The 17,986-nt window shown below is 63.1% G+C and carries 15 protein-coding genes and 1 tRNA gene; 6 read left to right on the forward strand and 10 right to left on the reverse strand.

The features are described from left to right. Positions 1-14: 14 nt before the first annotated feature. Positions 15-1,070, reverse strand: coding sequence for an aldo/keto reductase (locus OK015_RS20225; protein WP_268125755.1), 1,056 nt, complete (start codon positions 1,068-1,070; stop codon positions 15-17). 70 nt (positions 1,071-1,140) lie between these two features. Then, a complete protein-coding gene (locus OK015_RS20230) occupies positions 1,141-2,196 on the reverse strand; it encodes an alpha/beta hydrolase fold domain-containing protein (RefSeq protein WP_268125756.1) in 1,056 nt (351 codons plus the stop codon). Between the two features lie 103 nt (positions 2,197-2,299). On the opposite strand from OK015_RS20230, the gene OK015_RS20235 reads away from it, so the two are divergent. Then, positions 2,300-2,373, forward strand: a tRNA-Cys gene (locus OK015_RS20235). A 9-nt stretch (positions 2,374-2,382) separates the two neighbouring features. Here OK015_RS20235 and OK015_RS20240 read toward each other — a convergent pair. The 5 genes from OK015_RS20240 to OK015_RS20260 form a co-directional block, all read right to left on the reverse strand. Beyond that, positions 2,383-3,525, reverse strand: a complete 1,143-nt coding sequence (locus OK015_RS20240) for a zinc-binding dehydrogenase (protein WP_268125757.1) — start codon at positions 3,523-3,525, stop codon at positions 2,383-2,385. Between the two features lie 52 nt (positions 3,526-3,577). Beyond that, on the reverse strand, positions 3,578-3,973 hold the full coding sequence (locus tag OK015_RS20245) for a YchJ family protein (RefSeq protein ID WP_268125758.1): 396 nt from the start codon (positions 3,971-3,973) through the stop codon (positions 3,578-3,580). Between the two features lies 1 nt (position 3,974). Next, entirely contained in the window at positions 3,975-4,898 is a 924-nt protein-coding gene (locus tag OK015_RS20250) for a TPM domain-containing protein (protein ID WP_268125759.1), read from the reverse strand. Between the two features lie 30 nt (positions 4,899-4,928). Further along, positions 4,929-5,432: a hypothetical protein gene (locus OK015_RS20255; protein WP_268132925.1), complete on the reverse strand. Its 504-nt coding sequence runs from the start codon at positions 5,430-5,432 to the stop codon at positions 4,929-4,931. Positions 5,433-5,499: 67 nt separating this feature from the next. After that, the gene (locus OK015_RS20260; protein WP_268125760.1) at positions 5,500-6,504 is read right to left on the reverse strand and encodes a glycoside hydrolase family 6 protein; all 1,005 of its coding nucleotides are present in this window, start codon (positions 6,502-6,504) and stop codon (positions 5,500-5,502) included. A gap of 229 nt (positions 6,505-6,733) precedes the next feature. On the opposite strand from OK015_RS20260, the gene OK015_RS20265 reads away from it, so the two are divergent. From OK015_RS20265 to OK015_RS20275, 3 genes are all read left to right on the forward strand, one after another. After that, positions 6,734-7,819, forward strand: a complete 1,086-nt coding sequence (locus OK015_RS20265) for a GGDEF domain-containing protein (protein WP_268125761.1) — start codon at positions 6,734-6,736, stop codon at positions 7,817-7,819. Positions 7,820-8,538: 719 nt separating this feature from the next. Further along, positions 8,539-8,880 carry a hypothetical protein gene (locus OK015_RS20270; RefSeq protein WP_268125762.1) on the forward strand — a complete coding sequence of 114 codons (342 nt, stop codon included), beginning with the start codon at positions 8,539-8,541 and terminating at the stop codon, positions 8,878-8,880. 417 nt (positions 8,881-9,297) lie between these two features. Next, positions 9,298-10,305 carry a C1 family peptidase gene (locus OK015_RS20275; protein WP_268125763.1) on the forward strand — a complete coding sequence of 336 codons (1,008 nt, stop codon included), beginning with the start codon at positions 9,298-9,300 and terminating at the stop codon, positions 10,303-10,305. Positions 10,306-10,340: 35 nt separating this feature from the next. On the opposite strand, the gene OK015_RS20280 is transcribed toward OK015_RS20275, so the two are convergent. The 3 genes from OK015_RS20280 to OK015_RS20290 all read right to left on the reverse strand — a co-directional run bounded on the left by OK015_RS20280 (position 10,341) and on the right by OK015_RS20290 (position 13,623). After that, positions 10,341-11,435: an alpha/beta fold hydrolase gene (locus tag OK015_RS20280; protein WP_268125764.1), complete on the reverse strand. Its 1,095-nt coding sequence runs from the start codon at positions 11,433-11,435 to the stop codon at positions 10,341-10,343. A 57-nt stretch (positions 11,436-11,492) separates the two neighbouring features. Beyond that, on the reverse strand, positions 11,493-12,806 hold the full coding sequence (locus OK015_RS20285; RefSeq protein ID WP_268125765.1) for an NtaA/DmoA family FMN-dependent monooxygenase: 1,314 nt from the start codon (positions 12,804-12,806) through the stop codon (positions 11,493-11,495). Between the two features lie 547 nt (positions 12,807-13,353). Continuing rightward, positions 13,354-13,623, reverse strand: a complete 270-nt coding sequence (locus OK015_RS20290; RefSeq protein WP_268125766.1) for a hypothetical protein — start codon at positions 13,621-13,623, stop codon at positions 13,354-13,356. 532 nt (positions 13,624-14,155) lie between these two features. Between OK015_RS20290 and OK015_RS20295 the strand changes: the two genes are divergently transcribed. Next, a complete protein-coding gene (locus tag OK015_RS20295; protein WP_268132927.1) occupies positions 14,156-14,578 on the forward strand; it encodes an MmpS family transport accessory protein in 423 nt (140 codons plus the stop codon). After that, positions 14,575-17,511: an MMPL/RND family transporter gene (locus OK015_RS20300; RefSeq protein WP_326498493.1), complete on the forward strand. Its 2,937-nt coding sequence runs from the start codon at positions 14,575-14,577 to the stop codon at positions 17,509-17,511. Before OK015_RS20295 ends, OK015_RS20300 begins: the two co-directional genes overlap by 4 nt. Positions 17,512-17,986 lie beyond the last annotated feature (475 nt).

A 17,986-nucleotide genomic window follows, 5' to 3' on the forward strand; every position in this document is an offset into this window, starting at 1 on the left:
GCTGAGCCGCAAACTCACGCGGTGCGACGGCGTCGTAGGAACGGGTCGCCGAGCGATGGCGGTTGATACCCGGTGTCGGAATCGGAAAGCGTTACACCTGGTGGGACGATCTCGTCGATCCTGTCCAGGATATCGGTCGACAGCGTCACCTCGGCCGCTCCGATCTGCGAACGAAGATGGTCCATCGTGCGCGGGCCGATGATCGGCGCAGTGACCCCTGGGTGCTGCATGACGAACGCCAATGCCAGGTGAATCAGCGACAAGCCAGCGTCATCGGCCAATTGCCCGAGCGCATCGGCTGCCTCGAGTTTGCGCTGATTGCCCGGACTCGACATGTCGAAGCGTCCCGGTATCCGGTTGCGGCGCTTGGACTCCGGGAGGTCCTTGTCCTTGCGATAGCCGCCCGATAGCCAGCCACCGGCCAACGGACTCCACGGCAATACGCCCATCCCGAAGTCTTGTGCAACCGGCAAGACGTCGGCCTCGATCCCCCGCACCAGCAGTGAGTAGGGTGGCTGCTCGGTGACGAACCGACCGAGGCCGCGCCGCTCGCTGGCCCACTGCGCCTGTACGATCTGGTGAGCGGGGTAGGTCGAAGAGCCGAAGGCCCGAATCTTGCCTTGCCGTTGCAGATCAGTGAGTGCGGACAGCGTCTCCTCGATGTCGGTGTCCGGATCAGGCCGGTGTATCTGGTAGAGGTCGATCCAGTCGGTGTCCAACCGGCGCAGACTGTTCTCGACCTCCCGCACGATCCAGCGGCGCGAGTTGCCCCGCATGTTGGGATCCCCGCCTTCGCCGCCCGTCGGAACGCCCATTTGGCCGTGGACTTTGGTTGCCAGGACCACGCCATCACGCCGAGTCCCGGCCAGCGCCTTCCCGACGATGACCTCGGACTCGCCCTGAGAGTAGACGTCTGCGGTGTCGATGAAGTTGATCCCGGCGTCCAACGCCGCATGGATCGTCGCGATGGACAACTCGTGGTCAGGCTCGCCCCAGGCGCCGAACATCATGGCCCCCAAGCAAAGCGGGCTGACCCGGATTCCTGTTCGACCTAAGCTCCGATATTCCACACAGCGAGTCTAGGCGCCGAACTCACGCGCGCGGCCAACGGCCCTCAGAGACCTGGTGGGTCGATGGCGATTAACCGAGGCTCTTGGCGAAACCGCTGAGATCGCGCATGCTGGCCGCGAAAACCTCGGGCATCGCACCCGCGAAAATCAGATCGCCCCCATGACAGGTCCCCGCGACCAACCTGCCCACCGTGGGAACGCCCGCGCGCACCAGACGCCGGTAGTAGTCCAACCCTTCGTCGCGCAACGGGTCGACTTCGTTCACCGAAATCACGTGCGGCGGAAGGCCATTCAGATCTTTGTCGGTCGCTGCGCCGGCAAAACAGGTCGGATCGTTCGAGTTCTGATTTTCGGGGTCGTAGATCGAACCCAGTAGCTCCAATTGCTGAAGGCTGATGAAGTAGCCGTCGCATTCCCGCAGTGACGGCAACTCGTCGGGAGCATCGTGCCACCGGTTGGAGATGTACGGGCACTGCGCGTAGAAGCCCGCGATTTCGTTAAGCCACCCTTCGCGTTTCGCCTTGTGCGCCACGGTCAAAGTGAGATTGCCTCCGCCAGACTCGCCGGCAACGATCAGATGGCTGACGCCAAGTTCAGCTCGATTCGCGGCTACCCAACGAGCGCCGGCCGCGCAGTCGTTCAATCCGGCGGGAAACGGGTGCGGACCGTGCTTTCCTCCGGAATTACGGAACTCGACGCCGACGACGACAAGGCCGGTGCCCGCCATGTGCTCACGCAGCCGCATGTACGTTGCGTCGGCGGCGCTGGCGATGGCCATGCCGCCGCCGTGCAGATGCACGACGGCCGGCAACGGACCATCATTATGGGGGCGGCTGATATACAGCGTCACGTCGTTACCGTCTTCGCCGGTGATCGTTGTCGTCGTAGTCGTGACACCGCTCGCGTCCGGAACGCCGGCCGCGAATAGACCGAGCACGGCGCCCATCCCCTCCTCAGCCATCGCCGCATACGCGAGCCGTTCCTCCAGCGGCGAATCGATGGTCAGCGGCACCGTGGGCGCATTGCCGTCGAGTCCGAACGGCGCAAGAGCTTCGACCATTCTCGGGTCCGCCCGAGGATCGGTTCGAAGACAACAATCCTGATCAGCGAGACGACCGTTGGCCATTTTGTGACTGTACTGTCGCCGCCACCACGCGGCTAGACCGAAATGATCGGGCCGAGAAAAACACTGGGCCGCAACGCGCTGAGCTGGCAGGGTATCTAATCGTGCGGGTGTGGCTGAGCGGCTAGGCAGCGGCCTGCAAAGCCGTATACACGGGTTCGAGTCCCGTCACTCGCTCCACAACAGCCGTCAGGCAACGTGCGGCGTCACCAGGAATTTCTCGCCGGTGGCTCGCTTGACGTATTCGTTGAACGCGTCGGGGCTGAGCATGCCGGCGAGTGAAACCTCTCGGGTGTAGTTACTCGCGAACGTCGTGGTGAGTTCCGCGGCAACCCGCGCGCGCAGCCGGCCAAAGGTCTCGGCCCCCGCGCTCTGAATGAACGAGGTGAGCAGCCACCCGCCGACTCCCCACGCCATGCCAAAGCTCCTGGTCAGCACGGTCGGGCTGGTGTCGAGTGCGCCGTAGATGTACACCTGCTTGTGGACGGTCGAGCCGTAGCGCGAGTATTCGGCCACGGTCGCGTTGGCCGCCTGCTCCATGCCGTTGAGGATCTGGCTTGCCAGGGTTCCACCACCCGTGGCGTCGAAGGCAAGCGTCGCGGAGGTCGCTTTGAGCGCCTCGACGAGGTCGGTCACAAACGACGGCGACGTCGAGTTGAGGACATGGGTTGCGCCGAGCGACTTCAACAGCTGCTCTTGCTCGGGTTTGCGCACGATATTGACCAGCGGTATGCCGTCTTGCTGGCAGAGTTTGACCAGCATCTGGCCGAGGTTCGACGCCGCGGCGGTGTGCACGAGGCCCGGATGTCCTTCGCGGCGCATGGTTTCCGTCATTCCGAGCGCCGTCATCGGGTTGACGAACGACGATGCTCCGTCCCTGGCCGTGGCGCCCTCGGGCAGTGCCAGACACGCCGATGCGTCGACCGCTCGGTATTGCGAGTACATCGCCCCGCCGGCGATCGCCACCTTCTTTCCGATCAGCGCCTGGGCTGCTTCGGACGACCCAGCGGCCACCACGGTGCCGGCGCCCTCATTTCCCACCGGAAGCGATTTGTCGAGTCTCGCGGAAAACGCCCCGAGGGCGGCGTCGCCGAGCGACGCAGTGACGACGGGACGCTCCGGCGTTCCCGCGACCGTCGCCTTCGTGATGTCCGCGCCGGCAATGAGCAGGCCCAAGTCCGACGGGTTGATCGGCGATGCTTCCAGCCGCACCAGCACTTCATTGGGGCCAGGGGTCGGAACCGGAACCTCGTGCAGCGAGAGTTCAAGCGTGCCGTCAGAGGTCAACAACGAACGGAGCTCCAGCGCTTCGGCAGGTACACCTGTAGTCATGGCGGTGCCTCGTTCCTCTCGTGGGTGTTAGGCGTGTCAACGCCGAAGGCGGCTACAGATCTTCCATGGCGTCGAGGTAAAACCACCGGCCAGCGCGGCGCTCGAAGCGACTGCGCTCATGCATGCTGCCGGCGCGGCCCGCGCACTCGAAGTGGGCCCTGAACTCCACCTCGCCGACATCGTCGTCAGGACCACCGGCTACGGTGTCGATCACGGCCAGACCCGTCCAGGTGGTGCCGGGGTCGATGCTCACGTCGACCGGCCGGGTTCGCGGGTGCCAGGTGCGGAATAGGTAGTCGGCGTCGCCGTGCGCGTATGCCGAATACCTCGACCGCATCAACTCCTCGGCCGATCGGGCTTGCAGCTCGCCATCGTGAAGCGGTCCGCAACAGGCGCGATAGTTGGCGTCAATGCCGCAGGGACACGACAGCCCGACGAGTTCGTCCACGTCAAGCAGTGCCTTGACGTCTGGGCGTGCGGTGCGCTGCCCGCACGTCGGCGTTGGCCAGCGTTTGCGCCTGCGCGGCCAGCGTTGACGCCCGGTTAGCATCCGCGATTGCCTCGGCTGCGTTTCTCGCTTCCTTGCTGTGCGCCGACGCCAGGGAACGCTTCGTCTCTTCGAGCCGGGTCTTGGTCTCGGCGCCGATGCTCTGGCGATGCCTGGTGACGTAGTCGGAGATTTGGCGCACTCTGGCATCGGCCGTGGCCAACGCCGACGCCAGGGAATCCACCCGACCGCCGATGTCCGCCTGGCCACCGCTGGGGCCGACCGGCTGCGCGGCACGCCTGCGGCGGCGCGCGCGAAGGAACAACAGGACCACCACCACGACGACGACCACGACGACCACGCCGATCGCGATCGGGAGCCAGCTGCGCTTTGACGAGGTTGCCGGTTTGGTCGAACCGTCAGTTTTGTCCAGCCCATCGGCCGCGGCGACCGCGGCACCGCTCCAGTTTTTGGCCCCGATTGCCGGTTCAATCTTGTTGGCCTGCAGACTGTTCAACTCGGCTGTCGTGAGGACGTCCACCTTCGGCGGTACGACGAACGCGTACGCCTTGGTGTTCGTACCGACGGCCAGCAGCACGTCGTTGTCGCCCATCCCGCTTTCGCTGCGGGTTTTGTTGGCCCAGTTTTCTGGTTTAAACCTGTTGAAGTTGTCGACATAGACGACCCACAGTTGAATGTGCCGATCGTGGTAGAGCCGGTCGATTGCGGAGCTGACCGTCGCCCGATCGGAATTCGTCAGCACCCCGCTGCTGTCAGTGAGGTGATCGGTGAGCTTGGACGGCGGTGCAGCGCCGGCAGGGGCTGCCATCAGCAATCCGGCTGTGAGGAACGTCAGGACGACACCGAACAGGCGAACAATCCGCATACGGGCAATCTAGTCCGCCGCCAGCCGCGGTCAGGTATGGATTTTCCAGCCGGCTAAGGGTGTGGGTGCCGCCGGAGCGTTGGGGTCGTTGAACTCGATGTACACGTCGCCCTGTTTTACGGTGCTGTCGTAGGCGATGAAACCGTGAGCGGTTTGGCCGTTGGTGACGGTGCCCGAGCGCAGGGGCGGCGTCTTGTTGATCTGCTGGTAGTCGACCATCGATGAGCCGCCCTGGATGTCTCGGTATGGGTCTTGCCTCCACGGGGAGGAGGCGGCTGTCACGGAGGTCTGGCTGTAGGTGAATGGTGAGTCGGACTTGCCGACGATGGTGAGTTCGATGACGTTGCAGCCCCCGCCGCCGAAGCAGCCGGACGAGACCCAGGTCGCGTTGTTGAGCGTGACGTCAGCGGTCGCGGTGCTGTACTCCGTGACATGGATGGTGTCACCGGATTTTCCGGTCGGGAACGGCGACTGTTGGGTCGTCGGATCGGCGTTGCCGTGGGGCGCTGTTGCGCACGCGGTGATCGCCAGCATCGCCGCGAGCGCTGTGCTCAAGGGAGTAGGTATGGCCACCTGCAGACGATAGCGCGCCGTCGAGGAGTTACTGGCCGGCGTTGCGGGCCAGTTCGATGGCGTACGAACTCACGAAGTCGCCCGCCGGAGGATCACCCTTGCCGCATGATCCGTCGGATTCACCGGGACGTTTGATCCACAAGTAGGCGTCGGCGTGCGCGCCGCCGGTGGCCGCGGTGGGCGGGGTGCCCAGTGCTCGGCCGCTGGGGTTGCACCAGTTGAGCTCGGCGTCGGGCGCCGGCCCGGCGCCGTTGCGTGACGTGTCGATCACGTAGTGCGATCCGTTGGTAAGCCCGGAAATCGCTTCGCCATAACCGATTTCGTCCCCGGTGGTGAAGAAATTCGCCGTATTGATGCTGAAACCCCGCGCGTGGCCGACACCGGCCTGGTTGAGCCGGGCGGCCATGTCCTCGGCGCTATGCCAGCGAAAGTGACCAGCGTCCACGTACACGGCGGCGGCCGGATTGCGCGTCAACGTGTCGACCGCGTAGCGAATCAAGTCATAGCGTTCTTGGCGCTGATCGCCCGACAGGCAATCGGCCATGGCGAGCGCGTCGGGCTCGAGGATGACCGCCGTCCGCGAAGCGCCCACGCCGGCTGCGATGCCGTCGATCCAGCCGCGGTAGGCATCGGCTGATCCCATGCCACCGGCAGCGAAGCTGCCACAGTCGCGGTGCGGAATTCCATAAATCGCCAGAACCGGGATGGCGCCAGCAGCAGCCGCGTCGCCGACGTACTTCCCCACCGTGCCCGCAGATCCGCCCGGGACAATCCAGTACGCCTGCGGCGTGTTGGCGATGGCGGTCAACTGGGGACTCGGCGGATCGGCATGCTGCGCGGCGCGCATGGCCGCCGAGTTGGGATTGACGTAGAACGGCGCTCCGTCCAGCGGGTTCCCGTCGCTGACCAAGCGCAGGGTCGGGGCAGGACCGGGCCGCACCGTGTCGGCAAGAAAACCCAGGCCGACGACGGCCGCGACCGTGACGAAGGGGGCGATCAACCGTGCGGCTGCACCAGCAGCTGAGAACATCACCCCAGGAAATTAGCGCACTGAGCGGCAATCGACGACGGCAGGTGAGGGCGCGATCTGCTTGCCTACCCCCTCCCGGCGCTGACGCTCGGGCGAGGGTTGGCCGCTCCGCTCGTTCATGCCATATCGCCAAATTCGACGCTATATAGTGTCCCGAACATTAGGTACCGACGCGATGGCCGAGCCTAGGTCAGGGGGCGCGCCCTCGGTTCGTAAGGCGCGGAGGTATGCAATGGTTGGGTGGGCAAGCCAGTGGTGGCAGCAGTCCGATCAGTTCGACTGGTTCAGCGCCTACCTACAAGATCGCAACCTCGAAACACAGTGGCGGGCAGCAACGTTCGGCTGCACGGCACTCCTGGCAGCGCTGCCGATCCTGATGCTCGGGAGCCCATTTGGGCCCAACCACATCGCCACTGTGTGGTTGTCGATCGTCGCGGCAGCATCCGGTGCCATCAGCGCGAGCCTCTGGCTGAGACGCTGGCCCACCCGCAGACAATCACTCCTGCTCTGTCTGATGGGCAGTGCCTCGATCGCCGCGATCTGCCTGGCACAGTCCAACCCGTACGCGGGACTAGAGGGGTGCCACGTCTTCGCTGTGGTCGGTGGCTACATTGCCTACTTCCACACCTCCAAACTCTTGACCGCCAATCTGACTGTGGCCGTGGCCTGCTCAGCGATCCTGGCGGGGCGTCTTGCCGCCGCCAGCGGAGACGTATGGCTGGTGTCAGCGTCTCTCATCACTGTTGGAGCACTCAATATCGGAGTGCCCTTCGGAATCCATTCGCTGGTGCACACTCTGAGAACTGATCTGCGCAGCTCCGATCGCGATTCGCTCACCGGCCTGCTGAACCGCCGGTCCTTCTACCATTCGGCCTACGAACTGCTGATGCGCCATCACGGCGCGGCAGACAGGTATTTGGTCGTTGCAATGGTCGACCTGGACAACTTCAAGAAACTCAACGATGCCCAAGGCCATCCCGCGGGCGACCGGGCGTTAGTCGACGTCAGCGCCATGCTTCGGAATCATTGCCGTGCCACCGCGGTGATCGGCCGGACCGGCGGCGAAGAGTTCGTCATCGCCGACATCGATAGTGTGGCCAATCCCGCCGCTATGGCCGAGCGACTTCGCCAAGCTATTGCCGATCTTCCGATTCAGATCACTGCCAGCATCGGTACCGCCAGCGCGCCACTGGACACCAACGCCGATCGGAGCCTCATCGATAGTCTCGTTTGCGCGGCGGATGCCGCCATGTACGACGCCAAGCGTGCCGGAGGAAACGGGATCCGCCATCGCGACGATGTACCGTCGCCAGGCTGACCGTAACCTCTGCGCGTCAGCGCCGCGGTTGGTCGCGCCGGCATGAAAGCGGCGCCGGGAATTGGATTCGACCCTGCAATCACTTGACCCCCGGTCCGGATAGAAGTCGAATTCCGTTGTTTTGCAATGTATCTCGACGCTCTCTAATCAGCATCATGAGTCCCCTAGCACGAGGTCACTTCAGCGGATACGGTGAGCTGCATTCATCCACCGCAACTTGATCCGGGTTCGTCAGGGTTATCAGCGACTGAAGAGGTAGCAAATGAGCGATCGAGGACTGATGACCATGGACCTGACGTGTCCGGAGGGACACGTGGCGGGCCAGCTGATTCAGGACGCAGGGCGACAGGCCGTCGAGATCCAGTTGCCCGACGGTGCACACGAAGAATGGCCGCGAGGCGGCGACAGAATGTACACATACCTGACTTGCCCCGGCTGTAGTCGCCGAATTTATGGGTCCACGGAGGCGATTCAGGAGAGGGCCCTTTGGCTGTCTGAGAGTGTGTCCGAGTCGCAGGGTAGACACTCGCTGCGCTACCTCGAGGACAGCCTCACGTAATCCAAACGATCGGCCGTTGACAACGGATTTACCCTGCGGGTCGTCCGACCGGTGGATAGTCCGAGGGCGGACACCCCCGCCTGCCCCGGCGAATTCCAACAACCGGCCAGCAAACGACTCAAGGGCGGTTACCGATCGCGATAGCAAGGTATCTTTGAGCATGCGTTTCATCAATGTCGCCGCGGCGGTCGGCGAGGCCATCACCGCCCCGGCCGTACTGCTCATCGCCCCGGTCGTGCTGATGGGGGTACCGTCTGCGCACGCCGACACCGGCATCGATGGTTACGTTCGTTGCCTAGGAGGCGACGCGAAGCCCCCGCCGCCGGGGGTAGATGCAGAATTTTGGTTTCCCAGCGCTCATGTGATCGCGAATGATCTCGATTCTGGCGTACCCCCCGCCGAAGTCGCCCATAGGTTAGAGGACATGGGAGTCAAGCCGGACGATGCCGTGAGACGAGTGCAGTGCTTTGTGGTCAACCAACCACGCGGCGAAGGGCATTGACGCGGTCAAGAAAGTTCGATTCGTGTGGGCGCCGGACCACTCCCGCACGCATGGGACTCTGCAACGACGCGCGGATTCCTACGGTCCGGGTAAACAGATGGACGATCCCTTGTGCGCCGGAGAAGGGTCCCCTTGAGAATGTGCGCCGGCAAAGATTCGCTGCATGATGTGTTCTCCTGATCGGCGCGTTTGGCGTTGTCCTGGCAATTACACGCGGCGCGGATCGCTACCGATCCCAACCTCGAGGCTGCGGTCGCGGGCGACCCCAATCCGATATTCCCTGCGTAGAGACCGGAACAATAATCCGAAGCCCAGCCGCGGGTGGCCGCTACCGCCCGTTTCATATGCCGGACACAGGCCCAGCGATTGAGGTCGTGCGGTTGACGACTCGGTGAGGGTCGACGCCATTGCGCAAATATGTCCGCCGAGAATGCCATTCACGCTTTGGGCGCAGCTATGACGGTAACCTCAGCGCCGACAGAGGGGATGAACATGAATAAATGTTTCGACCGCCGCTCGATGCTGGCGCTGTCAGCGGCGGGCGCCCTCGCGGCGGCCTTGCCGGGCTGTGCAAGCCCGTCGAACGCTCCCAGCGAGGAGCCCTACGAGCTCACCGACTACGGGTACGACGCCACGGTTCCCGAGGCGGTGCCGATGGATAGGCCGCGACGTCTTGACAAGGTGCCGCCGAATGCATCGGTGCGAGCGGAATGGTTACCGCCGGTCGGCGACCAACACATGCCGAACTGTTTCGTCTGGGCCTCGGTCTACGGTCTCGCGACCTTCTACGCGGCGCGCAAGAACAACACGCCGCCGACCACTCCCGACTTGCAGGCCGCCCCCGACTACGCCTACATCCGATACCAGACCTCGATAAAGATGGCACGAAACACCTGTCAAGGAGGGCAAGTCGGCAAGGTGCTGGACTGGCTCAAAGCAAATGGCGGGACCCCGTCGTTAGCTGCGGCGCCGAACTTCGGCAAGCAAGGATCCCAATCGTCCTGCGATGTGAACTGGACGAAATATGGGTCGCAACCGATCCCTCCCGATCCAAAATTCCTTATCCCAGAATGGAAAGCGACGACCATCACCGGAAAAGAGGGTCTGGAAAACATGCGCACCGTCATCGCGCGGGGCAGCCCGATCGCTTTTGGTGTCAACCTCTACACCGACTTTCCGCACTACCGCGGCCAACGTTCGCCCTACGTCGGCAGTGGAGAATTCATGGAAAGCCAGGGCAAGAAGGTTGGCCATGTGATGCTGATCGTCGCCTATGACAACGACTTCAAGGACGGAACCGGTGCGGTCAAAGTCCAGAACAGCTTTGGGACAGGTTGGGGCGACAAGGGTTTCGTGTGGATGAGTTACCGTACATTCGAGGCGATATCCCAAGGGCAAGGTTTTTTTGTGCCCGATGACGTCTAACTCGGTCTGGGCCGGACAGCAAGTCCAGTGGGCGTTCAACGCAGAAAATCGAGCACGGCCGTACTGAACGCGGCCGGCGTTTCCAGATGGGGTACGTGACCGGCGTTGGGCACACCCACGAAATGGGCCTTGGGCATCCGGGCCGCGAACCCTTTGGCCATTTCCGCGATATTCCCCTTCGTCCCTTGATCCTGGGGCGCAGTGTATTTCGCGCCCACATAGGTGCGATCGGACAGGCCGCAGACGAATAACGTCGGAGTCGCCAAAGAAGCGACGAAGTCCACGGCAGGCTCGTTGAGAAGCATGTCAGAGGCTGCCGCGGAGCTTTGTACCCAGCGCTCGAACTCGGGCCCTCGCCCGATGGCCATGCGTACCGCGACGAAGGGCTCGACGAGCCGAGGCTCTTTGTTCACAAAATAGTGCGCGATGTACTGGCGGATCTGATCAGAGGTCATGGAGCGCTCGTCCTGCGCCCAGTCCTCATGGCGCACCCGCTGTGTCAGCCCGTTTCGATAGTCTTCCAGGCCCATCGGGTTCTCCAGCACCAGCGTGTGCACCCGCTCGGGTAGCGCGCGCGCCATGTGCATACCGACCAATCCCCCGGTCGAATGTCCAAGGAAAGCAAAGGAATCCACCTTCAGCTGATCGAGCAGCGTCTGCAGATGCGCCACCAACGAGGCCGCGGTCAACGTCGAGGGCTTGGTCGACTTACCCCAGCCAATCAGATCCGGAACGATGACCCGGTACCCCTCGCGACACAACGATTCGATGACTCCCGTCCAGTACGCGCCGAAAAAGTTTTTGCCGTGCACCAGCAGGACGGCACCCTTTGACTGCGCGCTCTCGGGCGGAACGTCCATGTACGCCAGACGCGCACGCCGCTCCCAATCCGGGGCCTGATGGTCGATCCAGTCCGCTTGGGCGATGTGTGTGACATCCAGGTAGCGCACGGGGTGCGGATACGGATAGCTCTCCAAGCCGATACCAAGGATGTCGCCAGCAGGCCACGGGATCACCGGTTCACCCTCGCTGGGCACTGCGGGCCCCGCGTGGCATCCGGAAACGAGCAGTCCACCCGCCAGCACCCCAGTCAGCACACGCCGCCGATTAACGGCCATCGAGTCCCCCATGACAACGATTCTCCCCGCACTGGGCCAACGATTCCCGTGACGCGCGATCGGGGTGATCTATTTGGCCGGGCGCTCAAGCCCAAGATGGTCGCGCAGGGTAGGCCCGGCGTACTCGGTGCGGAATCGGCCACGGTGCTGCAGGATGGGCACGACATGATCGACGAACGTCGTGAGCTCATGCGGCAGTGTCGATCCCATAATCGTGAACCCGTCGACTGCGCCCGCGTCCTGCCAAGCGGTCACGTGATCTGCCAGCTGCTCCGGCGTGCCGATGAAATGCGTCTGCCCCGCCAGCCCGCCGGTCACCTCCTGGGCGATCTCCCGAAAGGAAGCGTTCGGTCGCGCACGCGCGGCCGCATAGAGCTGCTCGGCGCGACTCGACGGTGCCGACCGTTCGGCCCAGAGCTCGGCGGGCAGCGGAGCATCGGGATCGAAAGCGTCTGGGTCGAGACCGGCGGTATACAAAGTGTTTTGCCACCGAAACTCTGGATTTTCCAGGTCTTCGAGGTGCTGTGCCCGCGCCCGGGCTTCGGCCTCGGTGTCGCCCAGCGTCACCATCAACGCGGGCAGCACCAGGACCTCGTCGGGCTTACGTCCGATAGCCGCGGCCTGCGCGTGCAGATTGGCCCGGAAAGCCACTGCGGCCTCGAGGGACGGCGGCCCGGAGAAGACAACCTCGGCGTATCGCGCGGCAAGGGCCACGCCCGCGGCAGACTGTCCCGCTTGAACGAGCACCGGGTGGCCCTGCGGGCTGCGCGGAAATGGCAGAACCCCTTCGACGTCGTAGTGCTGGCCGTGGAAGCGCGGGGCGTGCAACTTGGCGCGGTCTGCCCACACGCCGCGTTCGCGGTCACCGATGACCGCGTCGTCCTCCCAGCTGTCCCACACGCGCGTGACAGCGTCGACGAATTCGTGGGCCTGTGCGTACCGGTCGGCATGTTCAGGATGGAACCGTTCCCCGAAGTTCGCCGCCGCCAGTGGCGTGACGGTGGTGACGATGTTCCAGCCGGCGCGGCCGCCGCTGAGATGATCCAGCGTCGCAAACCGCCGGGCGAGCTCCCACGGCTTGCTGTAGGTCGTCGAGCCCGTCCCGATCAGCCCGATGCGGTTGGTGACCGCCGCCAGCGCCGACAGCACTGCTATCGGATCGAATTGCGTCTGAGGGAGATACGTAGCGCGGTACTCGGCGATAGCGATGTTGTCGGCCAAGAAGATCGAGTCCATCAAGCCGCGTTCGGCGATCCGCGCGATATCCGTGTAGTAGGACAGGCCCAGGACATCGCGCACATCGCCGTCGACGACGCGCCACGCGGCCTCGTGATAGCCGTTCGGCCAGATGAAAGCGTTGAAGTGCAGAGGCCGCGTGCTCATAGGTTCGACTCCTTCGTGCGCATGAATACTTGCGAGGGAGGCGTCGTAGCGATGTCAATCGTCAAGGCATGGCCGCAGCCCTAGGCATCCTGATAGCGCAACATGCTCTGAGGTTGAAATAGTCCTTCGTCGCGCGGGCTCGAACCGCGACCAACGAATTATGAATTCCCAGCCAGCACACCAGATCGAGCACCTTGGCCGTACCCTCGCGGCCGAGGCGACCCAGGTGCCAACACCGATCCAGGATTCGACCCCCCGCTCGGTGGCGGAGGCCGTCGCCTGTGGCGACCTGCCTTCCCCATCTTGAGTCGTGTTATGCCTTGCTAAGCAATGGCTTCCGTGTTCTCGCCGCCCCGCTGGATCTCGTTGATTCCGGACATTCGCGGACATTGTCGTCAAATAAACGATGGATGGGGCTGTCAACCCCGAGCCGTGGCGCGCACGAAACCGACATTTATCGTGAAGACTCGATTGTCGCGAATATCCCGCTCACATATATATCCTTAAGCTCACTCATGGCGGAGTTACGCTTCAAGTCGGCTTCGCGCTAAGCCTTCTCTTTCACGTGGGTCGAGCAGCAATGCCCGATATCGCAATGGTACCGGTCGCTGCAGTCACGCGAACAATAAACTGACGCGGCCGGAAGCCATTCCGGATCGGACACGTCACGCCAACGATCGCTCGGATCGAACGCGTGGCCGCAATGCACGCAGGTCTTGACCTTGGCCTTGGTCTTGGTAGCCATGCCGATCAGGATACGCGCGATGGCCCTAAAATCGCTGCCGGTTTCAGACCGACAACAATCGACGTCACGCACGCAAAACACTCGATGTTGCAATTCAAAGCAACACCGTTTGCGCCAGCGAATTAATTACTTTCTTAAACTAACTCGGCCGTCTTCGATTCTCGCTATCGCCGCAGCTCGACACGGCCGCGCGGTCATTTCAAGGAGGTCGACGAGCAGCAGGCGAACGGGTAGAAAATCAGCGCCTCGCAGTGAAATCGCCTGTAGCGCATAACGCTTCCGTGTGTCCGACTCAACAACTGCCTCCGTGGACCTTTCACCTTACAAGGCGGTTGTGCGTATCACTGTGTTGAGCGTCGCTTTGTGCTGTCCGCCCAGAGTCGCACTACCTGCCGTCACGTCGTCGCCCAGCAAACTGAGTCGCCCAGCAAACCGATCAGGTGGAAGCACAACGAGCGGTGCGCCACGACAACCGTCGCCGCTCCGATGCAACGGCGCACCGAAGGAATTAACTCGGCGGCTAGGGCGTTCGCCTAGCGGTGGCGCGCGCGACGGCATGCCTTAATATCAGCTCTTCGAGCATTCCTGATCAGGAGGCACGATGTTGACGCTTCTCAAGCGGGCGTGGGTTCTGCTGGTCGTGGTCGTGGCACTGATCATCGGCGGGGTTGCGGTGGGCCGACTCAACGGCGTCTTCCCCGGACCGGGTGTGCCTAAGCCCGATCCCCGGGATGCGACCCCGCCGTACGCGGCCAAGACTGCCATCTACGAAATCCTGGGACCGCCCGGCACGACCGGCGTCGTCAACTGGATGGATGCGGAGGCACAGCCGCAGAAGGCCAACTTCACCACGTTGCCGTGGTCGCAGACGATCGTCGCCGAGATGCCCGGCATCTTTGCCTACGTCGTCGCCCAAGGTGACGGCCCTTCCATCGGCTGCCGGATCACCGTCGACGGCAAGTTGGTCGATCAACAACAGGTCAACACGCGTGACGCGCAGGTTTCCTGCCTGGACAAATCCGCGTGAGCAACGAAACCAGCGACACCGACGAAATCCCCGTCGCACAACGCACCGAAGTTGAGCGCAAACCGCGGATAGCCCGCAGCATCCGCATCCTCGCGCTGCCGATCATTGTGTTCTGGCTGCTGATCGCGGTCGGCGTCAACGTCTTCGTCCCACAGTTGGAGGCGGTTGCCGAGGACGTCTCGGTGCCGCTCTCGCCATCCGACGCGCCGTCGGTGACCGGGATGAAGCACATCGGGGAGAAATTCAAGGAGTACGACTCCGACAACCTCGTCCTGGTGACCCTGGTCGGTGACAAACCTCTGGGCCCGGACGCTCACCGGTATTACGACGAGCTGGTCAAGAAGCTGAAGCAGGACACCAAACACGTCGAGCATGCGCTTGACTTCTGGGGGCAGCGGTTTACGGCCTCGGGTGTCGAGAGCTATGACCACAAGTCCGCCTACGTTCAGGTCAACCTGCGCGGCGACCAGGGCGGCGCCGTCGGCGACAAGTCGGTGGACTCGGTTCGCGAGATCGTCGCGGACTCGAAGCCGCCGCCGGGGGTCAAGGCCTACGTCGCGGGCCAGGGAGCCCTGACCGACGACACGATCGTTGTCGGCAACGCGAGCCTGTTCAAGATGACGATCATCACCGTCATCATCATCGCGATCATGCTGATGTTCGTCTACCGGTCCATCGGCACTGTGCTGCTGACGATGGTGATTCTGTTCGTCGGATTGGCTACCGGCCGAGGCGTGGTGGCACTGCTGGGTGAAACCGGCATCATGGGGCTGTCGACCTTTGCCGTCAACTTGCTGACGGCGCTGGCCATCGCGGCCGGTACCGACTACGCGATATTCATGGTGGGCCGCTATCAGGAGGGTCGCGAGCGGGGACTAGACCGCGAAAGCGCCTACTACGACACCTTCGCCGGGGTTACCAAGGTGGTGCTGGGCTCGGGTTTGACGATCGTCGGGGCGCTGGCCTGTCTGCATTTCACTCGGCTGCCCTACTTCAGTTCGCTGGCGTTTCCGTGCGCAATCGGTCTGTTGGTGGTGGTGGCCGCCGGGGTGACCCTGACACCGGCGCTGATCGTGTTCGCGAGCGGCTTCGGTCTCTTCGATCCGAAGCGAAAGTTCAACTACACCCGTTGGCGCCGGCTGGCGACGGCCATCGTGCGGTGGCCGGCACCCATCCTCGCGACCTCCGTGATCCTGGCGATTGTCGGCGCCCTGGGATTGATGGGCTTCAACCCGCGCTATAACGACCTGTACTACCTACCGAAGAGTGCGTCCTCGGTTCAGGCGTACGACGCGGCCGATCAACACTTCACCCAGGCCCGGTTGAATCCGGACCTTCTGATGATCGAATCGGACCACGATCTGCGCAATCCCACCGACATGCTGGTCCTGGACAAGATTGCTGGAGCCATCTTCCGGGTGCCCGGCATCGAACGGGTGCAGAGCATCACCAGGCCACTTGGCCCACCAATTCAAGACGGATCCATTCCGTTCCAGCTCAGTGTGCAGAGTGCGCCGATCCGGAGCAACCTCAATTACCTGAGGGCCCGTGTCGGCGACATCAAGAAGATCACCGGTTTCCTCGATACCCAGATCGCCCTATTAGAACGCCAGTACACGGTGACCCAGCAGCTCGCGAACGCCGCGGACGACAGTTCGAAAACCACGGGCGAAACGGCGGCCATCACGGACGAAATCCGCGACCACATCGCGGATTTCGACGACTTCTGGAGACCGATTCGCAGTTACTTCTATTGGGAGAAGCACTGCTACGACATCCCGATGTGCTGGTCGCTGCGAAGCCTGTTCGATGCCCTGGACGGGTTCGATCAGCTCGCCGAGCATTTCCACACACTCACGAAAGACCTCGGCGACACGGCGAGAGCCACGCGCGAACTGCTGGCGATCATTCCTGAGAATATCGCCACCACGAAGGCGATCCGCGATACGACGCTGACCATCTACAGCACGTTCGACAGCCTGATCGATCAGTTCGACCGACTGACCGACACGAACGCCGTGATGGGCAAGTCCTTCAACGACTCTCAGGTGGAGAGCCTGTTCTACCTGCCGCCCGAGATCTTCCAGAATCCGGACTTCCAGCTGGGGTTGAGCTTGATGGTGTCGCCGGACGGCAAGGCTGCTCGCTTCATCATCACTCACGCAGTCGATCCGGCGACGACGGAGGGAATCTCGTCCGTCGACAAGGAGCGCCAAGCGGCCAAGGAGGCGCTGAAACTCACCTCGCTGCAGAACGCCGACATCTACCTCGGCGGTACGGCCGCAACCTTTTACGACATCGCCAACGGCGCCAAGTACGACCTGATGATCGCCGGGGTGGCCTCGATCGTGCTCATCTTCATCATCATGGTGATCGTCACCCGCGCTTTGGTCGCTGCGGGCGTCATCGTCGGCACGATCGTGATGTCGCTGGGGGCCGCCTTCGGGTTCTCGACATTGATCTGGCAGCACCTTCTTAATTTCCAGTTGCATTGGGTGGCAACAGAATTCGCATTAATCGTGCTCTTGGCCGTGGGGTCGGATTACAACCTGATGCTAGTCTCCCGGATCGAGGAAGAGATCGGAGCCGGCCTGAAAACGGGACTCATCCGCGGCATGGGTGTTACCGGCCCGGTGGTCACTGCCGCCGGTGTGGTATTCGCCGTCACCATGGGCACGATGATCACCAGCGATCTGCGGGCGATCGGCCAATTCGGCACGACGATCGGCATCGGCCTCCTGTTCGACACCTTCGTCGTCCGATCGCTCATCACGCCGTCGATCATGACCGTGATGGGGCGCTGGTTCTGGTGGCCGAAGCGGGTACGGGTCCGCCCGGCCAGTCAGATGCTTCGGTCCGTCGGGCCGCGTCCGCTGGTTCGTGCACTGTTGTACCAGCCGCGGCACGCGGTCCCGCCGGATCCGCAGACGTAGCATCCGGCGCAGCACGCGGGTTGCGATTAGAGATTGTGGCGGGCGGGGCTCGGACCGGCGACCAATGGAGTAATCGAGGCTCCTGTTGGCTCCTGAAGGAATCGGTAAATCCTTGGCCGACAAGAATTTAGGGCCCTGATAGCGACAGAACCGCCCAGGCGGCCGCAGTCAGGCGGCAGGCTAGGCCGTAATGCGGGCTAGCGGTTGATACAGCGGCTTCGGATCGGACTCAAATTTGGGCCCCGCTACCAACGGGCGGCAGAAGGAGCACACATCGTGGCCGATGGTGGGATACCCGCACGCGGGGCAGATATCGATCGTCACGGTGCTACACCCTCCCAAAACTGTACGTCTGCTGCAGCACTCGTTACCCGCAGCGACGGCGACCCAAACCTGGCGACGCCGGCTGCGATTGACAAGGCCGCGTGGCGCTCCACTCTCCGGTCCCCGAGTGTGCCTGATTTCGCAACGTTAA

It is taken from the genome of Mycobacterium sp. Aquia_216 (assembly GCF_026723865.1).
Lineage (GTDB): Bacteria > Actinomycetota > Actinomycetes > Mycobacteriales > Mycobacteriaceae > Mycobacterium.

Excerpts from the sequence above, each read along its gene's own strand:
- OK015_RS20285 (WP_268125765.1), bottom strand. The coding sequence starts at position 12,806 with ATGAGCACGCGGCCTCTGCACTTCAACGCTTTCATCTGGCCGAACGGC.
- OK015_RS20265 (WP_268125761.1), top strand. The coding sequence starts at position 6,734 with ATGGTTGGGTGGGCAAGCCAGTGGTGGCAGCAGTCCGATCAGTTCGAC.
- OK015_RS20230 (WP_268125756.1), bottom strand. The coding sequence starts at position 2,196 with ATGGCCAACGGTCGTCTCGCTGATCAGGATTGTTGTCTTCGAACCGAT.
- OK015_RS20280 (WP_268125764.1), bottom strand. The coding sequence starts at position 11,435 with ATGGGGGACTCGATGGCCGTTAATCGGCGGCGTGTGCTGACTGGGGTG.
- OK015_RS20270 (WP_268125762.1), top strand. The coding sequence starts at position 8,539 with ATGCGTTTCATCAATGTCGCCGCGGCGGTCGGCGAGGCCATCACCGCC.
- OK015_RS20275 (WP_268125763.1), top strand. The coding sequence starts at position 9,298 with ATGTCCGCCGAGAATGCCATTCACGCTTTGGGCGCAGCTATGACGGTA.
- OK015_RS20255 (WP_268132925.1), bottom strand. The coding sequence starts at position 5,432 with ATGCTGGCGATCACCGCGTGCGCAACAGCGCCCCACGGCAACGCCGAT.
- OK015_RS20250 (WP_268125759.1), bottom strand. The coding sequence starts at position 4,898 with ATGCGGATTGTTCGCCTGTTCGGTGTCGTCCTGACGTTCCTCACAGCC.
- OK015_RS20240 (WP_268125757.1), bottom strand. The coding sequence starts at position 3,525 with ATGACTACAGGTGTACCTGCCGAAGCGCTGGAGCTCCGTTCGTTGTTG.